The sequence below is a fragment of the Nocardioides humi genome (assembly GCF_006494775.1).
In the GTDB taxonomy this organism is placed as follows: domain Bacteria; phylum Actinomycetota; class Actinomycetes; order Propionibacteriales; family Nocardioidaceae; genus Nocardioides; species Nocardioides humi.
This window is the reverse complement of sequence record NZ_CP041146.1, coordinates 6,034,859-6,049,716: the sequence shown is the minus strand read 5'-3', so window position 1 is coordinate 6,049,716 and position 14,858 is coordinate 6,034,859. Positions and strand designations below refer to the sequence as shown.

The window sequence follows — 14,858 nt, the reverse complement described above, 5'->3', positions numbered from 1 at the left end:
GGAAGGATGGGTTCATGGCTCAGGACAGGCCACACGACGTGGCGTGGCAGCCCGACGCGACCGCCGAGCTCACGCGGCTGATGGGCGAGCGCATCGTCATCCTCGACGGCGCCATGGGCACCGCCATCCAGCGCGACCGGCCCGACGAGGCCGGCTACCGCGGCGAGCGGTTCGCCGACTGGGAGTCCGATCTGATCGGCAACAACGACCTGCTCTCGATCACCCAGCCCGACATCATCGGCGGCATCCACCGCGAGTACCTCCAGGCCGGCGCCGACATCATCGAGACCAACACGTTCAGCTCCAACGCGATCGCGCTGGCCGACTACGGCATGGAGGAGCTCGCCTACGAGCTCAGCCTCGAGTCGGCGCGGCTGGCCCGTGGCGTCGCCGACGAGGTCGCGGCCGAGACGGGCCGCGCGCGGTACGTCGCCGGCGCGATCGGCCCCACCACGCGCACCGCGTCCATCAGCCCCGACGTCAACGACCCCGGCGCCCGCAACGTCTCCTACGAGCAGCTCGCCGAGGCCTACCTCACGTCCGCGCGCGGCCTCGTCGACGGCGGCGCCGACCTGCTGATGATCGAGACCATCTTCGACACCCTCAACGCCAAGGCCGCGATCTTCGCCGTCGAGACGCTCTTCGAGGAGACCGGCCGGCGCTGGCCGGTCATCATCTCCGGCACGATCACCGACGCGTCCGGCCGCACCCTGTCCGGCCAGGTCACCGAGGCGTTCTGGGACTCCATCCGCCACGCCCGCCCGCTCGCGGTCGGCCTCAACTGCGCCCTCGGCGCCGCGGAGATGCGCCCCTACGTCGCCGAGCTCTCCCGGCTGGCCGACTCCTTCGTCTCGGTCTACCCCAACGCCGGCCTGCCCAACGCGTTCGGCGAGTACGACGAGGCGCCGGCCGACACCGCGAAGGTCCTCATCGAGTTCGCCGACGCGGGCTTCCTCAACATCGTGGGCGGCTGCTGCGGTACCACGCCGGATCACATCGCCGAGATCGCCCGGGTGATGGACGGCCGCGCCGTCCGCCGGCCGGTCGAGGTCGAGCCCGCCATGCGGCTCTCCGGCCTGGAGCCGTTCACCGTCACCGACGACACCCTGTTCGTCAACGTCGGCGAGCGCACCAACATCACCGGCTCGGCCCGGTTCCGCAACCTGATCAAGGACGGCGACTACGACACCGCCCTGTCCGTCGCCGCGCAGCAGGTCGAGGCCGGCGCCCAGGTCATCGACGTCAACATGGACGAGGGCATGATCGACGGCGTCGCCGCGATGGACCGCTTCCTCAAGCTGATCGCGAGCGAGCCCGACATCAGCCGGGTGCCGCTGATGATCGACTCCTCCAAGTGGGAGGTCATCGAGGCGGGCCTGCGCTGCGTGCAGGGCAAGCCGATCGTCAACTCGATCTCCATGAAGGAGGGCGAGGAGAAGTTCGTCGAGCAGGCCCGGCTGTGCAAGAAGTACGGCGCCGCCGCGGTCGTGATGGCCTTCGACGAGGACGGCCAGGCCGACAACCTCGAGCGCCGCAAGCAGATCTGCGAGCGCGCCTACCGGATCCTGGTCGACGAGGTGGACTTCCCGCCCGAGGACATCATCTTCGACCCCAACGTCTTCGCGGTCGCCACCGGCATCGAGGAGCACGCGACGTACGGCGTGGACTTCATCGAGGGCACCCGCTGGATCAAGCAGAACCTCCCCGGCGCCAAGGTCTCCGGCGGCATCTCCAATGTGAGCTTCAGCTTCCGGGGCAACAACCCGGTGCGCGAGGCGATCCACGCGGTCTTCCTGTTCCACGCCATCGAGGCGGGACTCGACATGGGCATCGTGAACGCGGGTGCCCTGGTGCCGTACGACACGATCGACCCCGAGCTGCGCGACGCGATCGAGGACGTCGTCCTCAACCGCACCGACGACTCGCTGGCCGCCACCGAGCGGCTGCTCGAGCTCGCCGAGGCCCACCGGGGGAGCGGCGAGAAGGTCGAGGCGGCCGAGGAGGAGTGGCGCGCGCTGCCGGTCGGCGAGCGGATCACGCACGCCCTGGTGAAGGGCATCGACGGGTTCGTGGAGGCCGACACCGAGGAGCTGCGCCAGGAGATCGCCGCGCGCGGCGGCCGCCCGATCGAGGTGATCGAGGGCCCGCTGATGGACGGCATGAACGTCGTCGGCGACCTCTTCGGCGCCGGCAAGATGTTCCTCCCGCAGGTGGTGAAGTCCGCCCGCGTGATGAAGAAGGCCGTGGCCTACCTCATCCCGTTCATCGAGGAGGAGAAGGCCAGCAACCCCGAGCTGGCGAGCCAGAAGGACACCAACGGCACCATCGTCCTCGCCACGGTCAAGGGCGACGTCCACGACATCGGCAAGAACATCGTCGGCGTCGTGCTGTCCTGCAACAACTACGAGGTGATCGACCTCGGCGTGATGGTGCCGGCGCAGAAGATCCTCGACACGGCCAAGGAGGTCGGCGCCGACATCATCGGCCTGTCCGGCCTGATCACGCCCAGCCTCGACGAGATGGTCGGCTTCGCCTCCGAGATGCAGCGCCTCGGGCTCGAGATCCCGCTGCTGATCGGCGGCGCCACCACCTCCCGCGCCCACACGGCGGTCAAGATCGACCGGAAGTACGACGGCCCGGTGGTCTGGGTGAAGGACGCGTCCCGCTCGGTGCCGACCGCCGCCGCGCTGCTCGACGACCGCCAGCGTCCCGCCCTGCTGGAGTCGACGAAGGCCGACTACGACTCGCTGCGCGCCCGGCACTCCCAGAAGTCCGAGCGCCCGCAGCTGTCCTTCGCCGCCGCGCAGGACAACAAGTCGCCGATCTCGTGGGACGGCTACGCGCCGCCGCAGCCGCGCACCCCCGGCGTCCAGGTCCTCGCCGACTACGACCTCACCGAGCTGCGCGAGTTCATCGACTGGCAGCCGTTCTTCAACGCGTGGGAGATGAAGGGCAAGTTCCCCGACATCCTCAACAGCCCGACGCACGGCGAGACCGCCCGCAAGCTGTACGACGACGCGCAGGCCATGCTCGACAAGCTGGTCGCCGACAAGTGGCTCACCGCCAACGGCGTCTACGGCCTGTTCCCGGCCGCGAGCACCGGCGAGGACGTCCTCGTGTACGCCGACGAGTCGCGCTCCGCCGTACGCGCCACGCTGCACCAGCTGCGCCAGCAGGGCCAGCACCGTGCGGGCGTGCCCAACCGCTCGCTCGCCGACTACGTCGCGCCCATCGGCGCGGACCTCGCGACCGGTGGCGGCGACTGGGTGGGCGCGTTCGCGGTGACCGCCGGTCTCGGCACGACCGAGCGGATCATGGCGTTCAAGGAGGAGCTCGACGACTACTCCGCGATCCTGCTCGAGGCGCTGGCCGACCGGCTCGCCGAGGCCTTCGCCGAGCGGCTGCACCAGCGGGTGCGCACCGAGTTCTGGGCGCACGTCCCCGAGGAGCAGCTGTCCAACGAGGACCTGATCGCGGAGAAGTACACCGGCATCCGGCCCGCCCCCGGCTATCCCGCCTGCCCCGACCACACCGAGAAGCGCACCATCTGGGAGCTCCTCGACGTCCAGGCGAACACCGGCATCGAGCTCACCGAGTCGATGGCCATGTGGCCCGGCGCGTCCGTCTCCGGCATCTACTACAGCCACCCCGAGGCGCAGTACTTCGTCGTCGGGCGGCTCGGCCGCGACCAGATCGAGGACTACGCCGCCCGGAAGGGCTGGACCGTCGCCGAGACGGAGCGGTGGCTGTCCCCGAACCTCGGCTACGACCCGGACGACTGAGCCGACCGGACGCTCACGGGGCGAACAGCGCCCTGATCTCGGCGGCGAGCCAGCGTTCGTACGCCGGTCGCGACCACCCCTGGCGCGCCACCAGCCGGTGGTAGTTGTCGGGCGCCATGAGGAGCCACAGGCGATCATGGGCCTGCGGCGGCGGGACGGCCGGCTCGGCGCGCAGCCGGGCGAGGAGGTGACCGGCGCCCACGTGCCGCTCCGCCTCGGCCGTCTCCCACAGCTCGGCGACGACCGGGTCGGTGCCCGACGCGCCGCGGATGACCTCGTGGACCGCGTGGTAGCGGGCGTTGACGGCGGCGATGTGCCCGGCGGTGAGCGCGACCGCCCGGTCCAGGTCGCCCGCCTCGGCGATCGCGGCGACGTCCTCGCGTGCCGTGACGGTGCGCGGCTCGTCGTCCCCGGCCATCGCGACGTCGCGGACCACCTTGAGCAGGGTCGCCTTGTTGCCGACCGCGGTGAACACGGTGGGCTTGCTGACGCCCGCGCGGTCCGCCACCTGCGCGATCGTCGTGCCGCCGTACCCCTGCTCGACGAAGAGCTCGTGGGCCGCCCGCAGGACCGCCGCGCGCGAGGCCTCGGCCTGGCCGGCGCGCAGCGGCGAGTGGTAGCTGCGCTTGTTGACGTCGGGCACGTCGGCAGTCTACCGTCGTCATATTCATTAGATGCGTGGTAGATGAACTGCCGAGCGCGCCCGACAGGGGGAGTCCGATGAGCCTCGCGTACATCGCCCAGGCGGCCGACCACGACCGGCTCGAGTGGATCGACGGCAAGGAGCTGCAGATCCTGCTGGACGGGTCGCAGACCCGGAACCAGGTCACCGTCGTGCGCAGCAGCCTCGGCGCGGGCTCGGCGTCGCCGCTGCACCTGCACCGCCAAGAGGACGAGATGTTCGTCATCCTCAAGGGACACGGCATCTTCTGGGTCGGCGACGAGTGCCACGAGGTGGGCGAGGGCGGTGCGATGTTCCTCCCTCGGGGCATCCCGCACGCGTACCGCTTCACCTCCCCGGAGGTCGACCTGCTGACGATCTGCACGCCGAGCGGCATGGAGGACTTCTTCCGGGGTGCCGGGCGCCGCGTCGGCGACCCCCGCCCCGACGGCTGGGAGGTGACCATGGAGGCGCTGGTCACAGCGGCCGCCGCAGGAGGGCAGGAGATGCTGGGACCTCCGCCGTCCTGACCTAGGCTGGCCCGGCCGTACCGAGCGCACCGAGCACACCGATCGACCGCTGGACCGACCCCGGAGGACCACCCTGAGCACGCCGCTTCCCGCTGCCGTCCTGTGGGACATGGACGGCACGCTCGTCGACACCGAGCCCTACTGGATGGCGACAGAGTCGGCCATCGCCGAGGAGTACGGCGGCACCTGGACCCATGCGGACGCCATGCACCTCGTCGGCAACGAGCTGATCGCGTCGGGGGAGTACATCAAGACCAAGCTCGGCCTCGCCCAGTCCGCCGAGGAGGTCGTCGAGATGCTGCTCGACGGGGTCGTCGCCCACGTCCGGCACGCCGTCCCCTGGTGCGCGGGCGCCCGCGAGCTGCTGCTCGCCCTGCACGACGCCGGGGTGCCGTGCGCGCTCGTGACGATGTCCTACCAGCGCTTCGTCGCGCCGATCCTGGAGCACCTGCCGCCCGAGACCTTCCGGGTGATCGTCACCGGCGACATGGTCGACAACGGCAAGCCGCATCCCGAGGCCTATCTCACCGCGGCCGCCGCGCTCGGCGTCGACCCCGCCAACTGCGTGGCGATCGAGGACTCACCGACCGGCGCCACGTCGGCCGCGGCGGCGGGCTGCCGGGTGCTGGTGGTCCCGAACCACGTCCCGGTCCCGCCCGGCCCGGGACGGGTGTTCCGCGACACGCTCGAGGGTCTCACTCCGATTCAGTTGTCCCAGCTGTCGCACCGGGGCTGACCACCTCCACTCCCTCGCGCTCTCCCTCGCGCTCCGGGAACGGCGGCGGCGTGCCGCCGTACGACGGGCAGATCGCCCGGTGCGCGCACCACTGGCACAGCGCGCCCGGCCGCGACTGGAACTCGCGCCGCTCCGTCGCCTGCCGGATGGCGTCCCAGACCGCCTGGACCTTCCGCTCCACGGCGAGCAGCTCGTGCTCGTCGGGCTCGTAGCGCAGCACCTCGCTGTTGCCGAGGTAGATGAGCTGCAGCATCTTCGGCACGACGCCGCGCATCCGCCACAGCACGAGGGCGTAGAACTTGAGCTGGAAGAGCGCCCTGCCCTCGAACATCTCGCCGGGCGAGGCCCCGGTGTTGTGGGTCGGGATGAAGCCCTCCCCACAGAGATAGAGCGAGTCCGGCGCATCGACGCCCACGCACTGGGTCGGGACCGGCTCGACAGGCTGGACGGACGCCACGACGAGGCGCCGGGACAGGTGCCGCTGCAGCTCGGTTACGGCGCCATCGACCGAGGCGGCCTTGCGCGGCAACGAGAACGGGTTGAAGCCATACGGGGTGAACTCGATGACGTGCCAGTTGCGCCCGGCACGACGAGGATTCTCGTACGGCTTGACGAAATGCTGCGGATGGATGCCGAGCGAGCGGAGGAGTTCGAGCATGTCGCGTGCGAGACGGTCGCTCGTCGTCGTGAAGCCCGCACGACGGCGGATCTTGTTCCACCAGCCGTCGGTGTCCATGAGACCTCGGACCAGGGCGACGCGCTGCTCGATCCCGGAGCGGAGGTACCTCGTTGGGATGTGCTTGTCGTGGAGGAGTCCCCATCGACGCAGCTCGACCGTCAGCGACACGTTCGTCGGGGAGAGCGTGGCGTGCTGGGCCTCGTGGGCACAGCGTCGCGTCGGATGGCCAGGCATCGGCGGATTGAACTCGGTGTGCCCGAAGGCGCATGCGGTGCCTAGTCTCACTGGCGCGACCGTGTGGTTGCGTCGGTCGTCGGAGACGGCGACATCACGCGGCCAGTGCTCCTTGATCAACGCCAGCATGTCGGGAAGGTCGTCGTGGCCGACCGCGATCCGGCCATCCCGGCTGTGACCGTCGCCCAGCCAGGCGCCGAGTAGCCAGGGGGAGATGGAGAGCTCCGTCTGATCGGGCAGCTCCAGGGCGGCACCCGACTCGATCCACAGGGATCTGCCCCTCCCCTCCGCGACGAGATTCCGGTGAAGGGTGTGGAGCTGATCACTGTCGACCACGGACGACGTCGTCTCCTGGCGACGGGTGGTGACCACCCGCCAGAGGTGCACGTTGTCGGCGACGACCGAGCTGCCATCGGCGAAGGTCACGCGGTAGCAGGGTCGGTGGTGGATCTCCGACTTGCGTACGACGGTCGTCGCGCGGCCGTCGGCGCCGATCAGCAGATCGCCCACCCCGACCTCGCCCATCGTGGTCCAACCGGTCGGTGTCGGCAGCGGGGTGTCGAGCGCCAGGCCCTTGTAGTCCACCACTCGGATGGCACCATCGGGCGCCACGTCCACCCGGTCGACCACGCCCCGCAGCAGCAGCCGGGAGTCGGTGAGGGTCTCGACGTACAGCTCCCGCTCGGCCGGCTCGAGGCGCCGGGGGTCCTCGAGGTCGAAGTAGCGCCGCAGCGTCTCCCGGCACGACAGCAGCCAGGCCGCGATCTCGGGGCCGTCGTCGGGGAACATCGTGGTCAGCGCCGGCTCCGCCTCCTGCAGCTCGGCCCAGGCGGGGTCGATCATGGTCGCCGCCTGCTCGGGCGTCCGGGAGGCGGCCGGGAGGTCGAAGAGCTGCTCGAGGACGCGGTGGACGACGGTGCCGCGGACGGCCGCGGGGGAGGGCGGCTCCGGCAGGCGGTCGATCGTGCGGAGCCGGAACAGCAGGGGGCAGGAGAGGAAGTCGCCGACGCGGGACGGGGACAGGGCGCCCAGCACCTCGACGCCGTCGACGACCCGGCCGCCCCGCTCGGCGGGATCGGCCGGCTCGAGGCCGGTGCGCTCGGTCGACGTCGTCATGTGCTCGACACTAGGACAGCCCTCCGACACCAGCCGGATAGCCTCGACATATGTCCGGCCACGAACGACCCGCCCCCGAGAGCGACCCCGTGCCCCGGGGCATGTTCCGGATCGGCCGGATCGCGGGCAGCGACGTGCTGGTCTCCAGCTCGTGGTTCCTCATCGCCGGACTGATCGCGATCGTGATGGGCCCGCGGGTCGACCAGGTCCAGCCGGGCCTCGGCGGGTGGAAGTACGTCGTCGGCGTGGCGTTCGCGATCGCCCTCTACTTCGCGGTCCTGCTGCACGAGGCGTCACACGCCGTCGTGGCCCGCCGGTTCGGGTTCAAGGTGCACTCGATCACGCTGCACTTCCTCGGGGGCGCGACCGCCATCGAGGGGGAGGCCCGGCGCCCGCGCCAGGAGTTCTGGATCGCCGTGGTCGGCCCGATCACCTCGATCGCGGTCGGTGCGGCCGCGCTCGCCCTGTGGTTCGTGACCCCGGACGGGCTGCTGCTCCTCGTCATCGAGGGGCTCGCGGGGGCGAACCTGATGATCGGCGTCCTCAACCTGGTGCCCGGCCTGCCACTCGACGGCGGCCGGGTCCTCAAGGCCGGCATCTGGGCGATCACCGGGCGGGTGCACACCGGCACCACGGTGGCCGCCTGGACCGGCCGCGGGATCGCCGTCCTCGTCGCCGTCTGGGCGCTGTGGGTCTCCCGCCACGGCGCCGTCCTGAACCCGCTCATCCTGCTGGTCGTCGCGCTGTTCCTCTGGACGGGCGCGAGCCAGGCGCTCACCGTGGCCGGGATCACCCGGCAGTTCTCCGGCCTCGTGGCCAGCGACCTGGCCCGGCGAGCGCTCACCGTGCCCGACGACGTACCGCTCGCCGAGGCGATGCGCCGGGCGCGGGAGGCGGGCGCCGGCAGCATCGTGACCACGACCGCCGACGGGCGACCGGTCGGCGTCGTGGACGAGACCGCCGCCCGCGCCGTACCCGCCGAGCGAGCGCCCTGGGTGGCGGTGTCGACGGTGGCCCGCACCCTGGAGCCCGGCCTGACCCTGCCGGTGCGGATCTCGGGGAGCGACCTGCTCGACACGGTCCGGGCGACGCCGGCCTCGGAGTACGTCCTGCTCGACGACGAGGGCCGGGTGTACGGCGTGCTCGCCGCCGCCGACCTGCTCCGGGCGGTACGCCGCTGAGCCGGTAGATTGCGCCGGTGACCGATGCGCCCCTCACGCCCGACGTTCCCCCGACGCCTGGTCCGGCGTCCACCGCGGCCCGCTGCGCCCCGGGGAGTGGGTCCGCCTGGTGGACGGCAAGGGCCGCAAGCACAACTTCGAGCTCGTCGCGGGCAAGCGCTTCTTCTCCAACAAGGGCCACCTCGAGCACGACGAGTTGATCGGCCGCGAGGAGGGCTTCACCGTCACCTCCTCCGCCGGGGGCGAGTACCTCGTGTTCCGCCCGCTGCTCTCGGAGTTCGTCGTCTCCATGCCCCGCGGCGCCGCCGTGGTGTACCCGAAGGACTCCGCCCAGATCGTGGCGATGGCCGACATCTTCCCCGGCGCCCACGTCGTCGAGGCCGGCGTCGGCTCCGGGGCGCTGACCTGCTCGCTGCTGCGCGCCGTCGGGCCGCACGGCCGGGTGTCGTCGTACGAGCGCCGGGAGGAGTTCGCCGACGTCGCCCGGCGCAACGTCACCCAGTTCTTCGGCGGCGAGCACCCCGCGTGGCGGCTCACCATTGGCGACCTGGCCGAGGAGCTCCCGGCGTCGGGGGAGCGCTGCGACCGGATCATCCTCGACATGCTCGCCCCCTGGGACTGCCTCGCCGCCGCCGCCGACGCGCTGCTGCCCGGCGGCATCGTCTGCGCGTACGTCGCCACGACCACCCAGCTCTCGAAGTTCGTCGAGGCGCTGCGGGTCCACGGCGGGTTCACCGAGCCCTCGCCGTGGGAGTCGCTCGTGCGCGACTGGCACGTCGAGGGCCTCGCTGTCCGGCCCGGGCACAAGATGATCGGCCACACGGCGTTCCTGGTGACGGCTCGCCGGATGGCGCCCGGCGAGCGCGCGCCGCTGAAGAAGCGGCGTCCCGCGCCCGGCGCCTACGGCCCTGACTACACCGGGCCCCGGCCGCCCGGCGTACCGGACACCCTTTCCGAGGACTGAGACGGAGGGTGCGGTTTGGTCCCAAACCGCATCATTTCCGCCCCGAAGCATGCGGTTTGTGACCAAACCGCGTTAATCACTTCCCTGTAACACCGGCCCGAGTAATGTCGGAGCAAGGAGGTGTGCCATGACGAGCATGGGAGAAGGCACGACCGGCGGACACCGCTCTCCGAGCCGTGAGGAGCTCGAGGACCAGGTGCGCTACCTCGAGGAGGAGGTCCACGACCTGCGCCGCCGTCTGGTCGACAGCCCGACGGGGGCGGCCCGGTCGCTGGAGGCGCGGCTGGGCGAGGCCCAGCGGTCCCTCGCTGCGGTGACGGCCCAGAACGAGCGGCTCGCGGGCACGCTGCGCGACGCCCGCGACCAGATCCTCAAGCTGAAGGAGGAGGTCGACCGGCTAGCCCAGCCGCCGGCGGGCTTCGGCACCTTCCTGCAGCGCAACGAGGACGACACCGTCGACGTCTTCACCGGCGGCCGCAAGCTCCGGGTCACCGTGAGCCCCGCCGTCGACCTCGACGCGCTGCGGCGCGGCCAGGAGGTCATGCTCAACGAGGCCCTCAACGTCGTCGCCGCGTTCGAGTACGAGACGGTCGGCGAGGTCGTCATGTTCAAGGAGCTGCTCGCCGACGGCGAGCGGGTCCTGGTGATCGCCAACGCCGACGAGGAGCGCGTGGTCCGCCTCGCCGACCCGCTGATGGGTACGACGCTGCGCGCCGGCGACTCGCTCCTCCTCGACTCCCGGGCGGGCTACGTCTACGAGCGGGTGCCGAAGTCGGAGGTCGAGGAGCTGGTCCTCGAGGAGGTGCCCGACATCACCTACGAGACGATCGGCGGCCTCGGCAACCAGATCGAGATGATCCAGGACGCGGTCGAGCTGCCGTACCTCTACCCGGAGCTGTTCGCCGAGCACGAGCTCAAGCCGCCGAAGGGGATCCTGCTCTACGGCCCTCCCGGCTGCGGCAAGACGCTCATCGCGAAGGCCGTCGCCAACTCGCTGGCCAAGAAGGTCGCGGCGAAGACCGGCCAGGAGGGGAAGTCGTACTTCCTCAACATCAAGGGCCCCGAGCTGCTCAACAAGTACGTCGGCGAGACCGAGCGGCACATCCGGCTGGTGTTCCAGCGGGCCCGGGAGAAGGCGAGCACCGGTACGCCGGTCATCGTGTTCTTCGACGAGATGGACTCCCTGTTCCGCACCCGCGGCTCGGGCGTGTCCAGCGACGTCGAGAACACCATCGTCCCGCAGCTGCTCAGCGAGATCGACGGCGTCGAGCTGCTGGAGAACGTGCTGGTCATCGGCGCCTCCAACCGCGAGGACATGATCGACCCGGCGATCCTGCGGCCCGGCCGCCTCGACGTGAAGATCAAGATCGAGCGGCCCGACGCGGAGTCGGCGCGCGACATCTTCAGCAAGTACCTCACCACCACCCTGCCGCTGCACCCCGACGACCTGCGGGAGTTCGGCGAGGACCGGCAGGCGACGGTCGGCGGGATGATCCGGGCGACGGTCGAGCGGATGTACTCCGAGACCGAGGAGAACCGCTTCCTCGAGGTCACCTACGCCAACGGCGACAAGGAGGTCCTGTACTTCAAGGACTTCAACTCCGGCGCGATGATCCAGAACATCGTCGACCGCGCCAAGAAGATGGCGATCAAGGACTTCCTCGAGCACGACCAGAAGGGCCTGCGGGTCTCCCACCTGCTCCAGGCGTGCGTCGACGAGTTCAAGGAGAACGAGGACCTGCCCAACACCACCAACCCCGACGACTGGGCGCGGATCTCGGGCAAGAAGGGCGAGCGGATCGTGTTCATCCGCACGCTCATCACGGGCAAGCAGGGCACCGAGCCCGGCCGCTCCATCGACACGGTCAGCGACACGGGTCAGTACCTGTAGCCGGTTGTGCCCGACATCGAGCTGCGCGTGCTCTGCCCGTGCACGCTCGTCGGCCCTGAGGGGGAGTCCCTGGGGAGCCCGACGCTCGCCCAGCGCCGGCTCCTGGAGCGGCTCGCGCTGGCCTCCCCCTCGCCGGTGCCGGTCGAGGTGCTGGCCGAGGCGATCTGGGAGGGGGAGCCCCCGCGCCACCTGCGCGCCACGATCCAGAACCAGGTGAGCCGGGTCCGGGCGGCGTACGGCGACGCCGTGGTCGCGACGACCCCGACCGGCTACCGGCTCGGCGTACCGACGGACGTCGCGCGGCTGGGCGCCCTCGCCGCGGAGGCCGAGCTCCTGCTGGAGCGCGGCGACCCGCGGGCCTGCTTCCAGCTGGCCGACACCGTCCTGCCGGAGTGGGGCGAGCGACCCTACGACGCCCTCGACCACCTGCCGGCGGTGAGCGCCGCGCGCCGCTCCCACGCGGCCACCCGGCGCGGCGTCGAGAACATCCGGCTGGCTGCGGCGATCGCGCTGCCGCGACCCGCGTGGGCGCTGACCGAGGCGGAGCGGCTGGCCGCGGAGTCGCCGTACGACGAGTGGCGGCAGGCGATGCTGGCCGAGGCGCTCGCCCTCGCCGGGCGGCGCGGCGAGGCGCTGGCCGCGGTCTCCGCGGCCCGTCGACGGCTGCGCGGCGACCTCGGGCTGGAGGCGGGTCCGCTGCTGGAGGCGGTCGAAGCCCGGCTGCTCAACCCGGTCGCCACGACGGCGGGAGGCGCGCCTCGGCACGGCGGCACGACGGAGTACGTCGGCCGCGAGCAGGAGCTCCGCGCGGTCCTGGCCGGGGTGGCCCGCGGCGGCGTCGTCCAGGTCCACGGCGAGCCCGGGTCCGGCGTCACCCGGCTGCTCGTCGAGACCGGGGGCCACCTCCGGGCCCTCGGGATCCGCGTGGTCCACGTCGCCGCGCCGGACCACCTCGACTCCGCTGTGGGCGTGCTGCGGGCGGTGCTGGAGGAGCTGGGTGCGGATCCCGGTCCGGCCGGCGTCCTCGCTGGGTTCGCCGGTGCGGTCGCCGCCGCGGCCGCCACGGTGCCGATCGCGGTCGTCGTCGACGACTCCGACGCGCTCGGGCCGTCGGCGCTCGCCGCACTGGTCGAGGCCGCCCGCGCCGAGCGCGTGCTGCTGATCCACGGTGGCCACGGCCGATCGGACCAGTCGGTCGCCGTTGACCCGCCCGCGGAGCACGTGGCGCTCGACGGCCTCGGCCGCGACGCGGTGGGGCACATCGCCGTGGAACGCACGGGCGGAGAGGCCACGGCCGCCGCCATCGACCGGCTGCTGTCGTACACGGGCGGCAACCCGCTCATCCTCGGACTGGTGCTCGCCAGCGCCGACCCTCTCCTGGAGGGCGCGGAGCGCCGGGGCCTGGTCGCCGAGCTCGGTCAGCTCGCCGTCGCCCTGCTGCGCGACCTCGACCGTGACGGCCGGCGGATGGTGGTCCGCGCCGCCGTCGCCGGGGACGGGTTCCCTGCCGCCGCCCTCGGCGAGGGCGAGCTGCCCGGTCACATCGTGACGGTGACCGCGGGCGGCGGCATCCAGTTCCGCCATGGTGCGCTCGGCGACGCGGTGTACGCCGAGCAGCCGCCGTCGCTGCGCCAGGAGCTCCACGCCGAGCTGGGCCGCGCGGCCCGGGAGGCGGGCGCGGCGCCCTTGGTGGTGGCGCGCCAGCTCCTCGCTGCCGGGCCGCTGGCGACCGGCGAGGCGGTCGAGGCCTGCCGGGCCGCGGCGGCCGACGCCGCGCGCGACGGCGCCCACCGCGACGCGGTCGAGTGGCTGGAGCGGGCGCTGGCGACCGGGGTCTCCGATGCACGGCTGGTGCTCGCCCTCCGGATCTGGCTGGGCGACGAGCGGCGCCTCGCGGGCGACCCGGACCACCTGCCCACCCTCGTGGAGGCGCTGCGGGAGGCCCTGCTCCTCGGCGACGAGGAGCTCGTCTCGGACGCCTGCTTCGCGCTGCTCCAGCTCGGGGGCACCACCGCCAGCGGCATGCCGCCCGACGGCGTACCGGAGCTGCTGGACCAGGTGCTCGCCGTGCTCCGCACACCGGCCCTGCGCGCCCCGGTCTGCGGCGCGGCCAGCCTCGCCTGGTCCCACACCCCGGAGGCGCCGCGCGGTCGCGCGCTGTTCGAGGAGGCGGAGCGGCTGGCGACGACCCACGCCGACCGGGCCCGGGTGCTGCCGTTCACCTACATGTCGCTGGGGATGCCCGGCGACCTCGACCGGCGGCGCGCGCTGACCGAGGAGCTGCTCGACATCGGCGAGCGCACCGGGGAGCCCGTCGCGCGGTTCGAGGCGTGGCACCTGATGTTCTCGGTGCGGATGCAGGAGGGCGACGGCATCGGGCTCCGGGAGGCCGTGGACCGGATGGCCGCCCTGGTGGACCAGGTGGGCGATGTCGGCCGGCGGTGGGCGCTCACCTACGCCCGCGCGGCCGTCGCCCACCTCGACGGCGACGACGCCGCGGCCGAGCGCATCGCGGCGGAGGCCGGGGCCTTCTTCGGGCCGGTCTCCGCGTCGCGGGCCTTCGCCGCGGAGGCCGGCCAGCTGCTCGGCCTGCGCCTGACGCAGGGCCGCCTCGAGGAGCTCACCGAGACGCTGGAGCTGCTGGTGGCGGGACAGCCCGGCGTACCGGCCTGGCACGCCGCGCTGGCGCTCGCGGCGATGGCCGCGGGGCGGCCGGCGTCGCTGGTCCGTCGGCACGCGACGCTCGCCCTGGAGGAGGTGCCGGAGGACTCCACCTGGCTCGCCACGCATGTCATCGGCGCCCGTGCGGCGGCGACGGCCGGCGACCGGGAGCTGGCGCGGCGCTACCTCGAGCGGCTCAGGCCGTGGACGGACCGGGCGGTGTGGCAGGGCACCTGCTGCTACGGGCCCGTCGACACCGCCCTGGCGGTGCTGCACCGCGCGCTCGGCGACCCTGCGGCGACCGCCGAGCACGCCGCGCGTGCCCGCGCCACGACCTCCCGGCTGCGCGCCGCGCCGTACGCCGTGGAGCTCGACCGCCTCGGTCTGTGAGGGGCCGGGCCGTCCGGGCCGGAGGCGCGCAGC

General features: G+C 72.3%; 9 protein-coding genes. 7 read left to right on the top strand and 2 right to left on the bottom strand.

Translation table 11 applies throughout. The features are described 5' to 3' along the window. The first annotated feature begins 14 nt into the window (after positions 1-14). A complete protein-coding gene (gene metH / locus FIV44_RS29150) occupies positions 15-3,782 on the top strand; it encodes a methionine synthase (RefSeq protein ID WP_141007493.1) in 3,768 nt (1,255 codons plus the stop codon). A gap of 13 nt (positions 3,783-3,795) precedes the next feature. On the opposite strand, the gene FIV44_RS29145 is transcribed toward metH, so the two are convergent. Beyond that, on the bottom strand, positions 3,796-4,425 hold the full coding sequence (locus FIV44_RS29145) for a TetR/AcrR family transcriptional regulator (protein WP_141007492.1): 630 nt from the start codon (positions 4,423-4,425) through the stop codon (positions 3,796-3,798). A 77-nt stretch (positions 4,426-4,502) separates the two neighbouring features. Here FIV44_RS29145 and FIV44_RS29140 point away from each other — a divergent pair, with 77 nt between their 5' ends. Together FIV44_RS29140 and FIV44_RS29135 are read left to right on the top strand one after the other, a co-directional pair. Continuing rightward, positions 4,503-4,973 carry a cupin domain-containing protein gene (locus tag FIV44_RS29140; protein ID WP_141007491.1) on the top strand — a complete coding sequence of 157 codons (471 nt, stop codon included), beginning with the start codon at positions 4,503-4,505 and terminating at the stop codon, positions 4,971-4,973. A 49-nt stretch (positions 4,974-5,022) separates the two neighbouring features. Next, positions 5,023-5,709: an HAD family hydrolase gene (locus FIV44_RS29135; protein ID WP_342778921.1), complete on the top strand. Its 687-nt coding sequence runs from the start codon at positions 5,023-5,025 to the stop codon at positions 5,707-5,709. Here FIV44_RS29135 and FIV44_RS29130 read toward each other — a convergent pair. Then, a complete protein-coding gene (locus tag FIV44_RS29130; protein ID WP_141007489.1) occupies positions 5,669-7,738 on the bottom strand; it encodes a PD-(D/E)XK nuclease family protein in 2,070 nt (689 codons plus the stop codon). The two genes, FIV44_RS29135 and FIV44_RS29130, sit on opposite strands and share 41 nt — an antisense overlap. Before the next feature lie 50 nt (positions 7,739-7,788). Between FIV44_RS29130 and FIV44_RS29125 the strand changes: the two genes are divergently transcribed. The 4 genes from FIV44_RS29125 (at position 7,789) to FIV44_RS29110 (ending at position 14,825) form a co-directional block, all read left to right on the top strand. Continuing rightward, positions 7,789-8,919, top strand: a complete 1,131-nt coding sequence (locus FIV44_RS29125; protein WP_141007488.1) for a site-2 protease family protein — start codon at positions 7,789-7,791, stop codon at positions 8,917-8,919. An 82-nt stretch (positions 8,920-9,001) separates the two neighbouring features. Continuing rightward, positions 9,002-9,883: a tRNA (adenine-N1)-methyltransferase gene (locus tag FIV44_RS29120; protein ID WP_141007487.1), complete on the top strand. Its 882-nt coding sequence runs from the start codon at positions 9,002-9,004 to the stop codon at positions 9,881-9,883. Between the two features lie 127 nt (positions 9,884-10,010). Then, positions 10,011-11,774, top strand: coding sequence for a proteasome ATPase (gene arc, locus FIV44_RS29115; protein WP_141007486.1), 1,764 nt, complete (start codon positions 10,011-10,013; stop codon positions 11,772-11,774). A 6-nt stretch (positions 11,775-11,780) separates the two neighbouring features. Next, the gene (locus FIV44_RS29110) at positions 11,781-14,825 is read left to right on the top strand and encodes an AfsR/SARP family transcriptional regulator (protein ID WP_141007485.1); all 3,045 of its coding nucleotides are present in this window, start codon (positions 11,781-11,783) and stop codon (positions 14,823-14,825) included. The last annotated feature ends 33 nt before the right edge of the window (positions 14,826-14,858 follow it).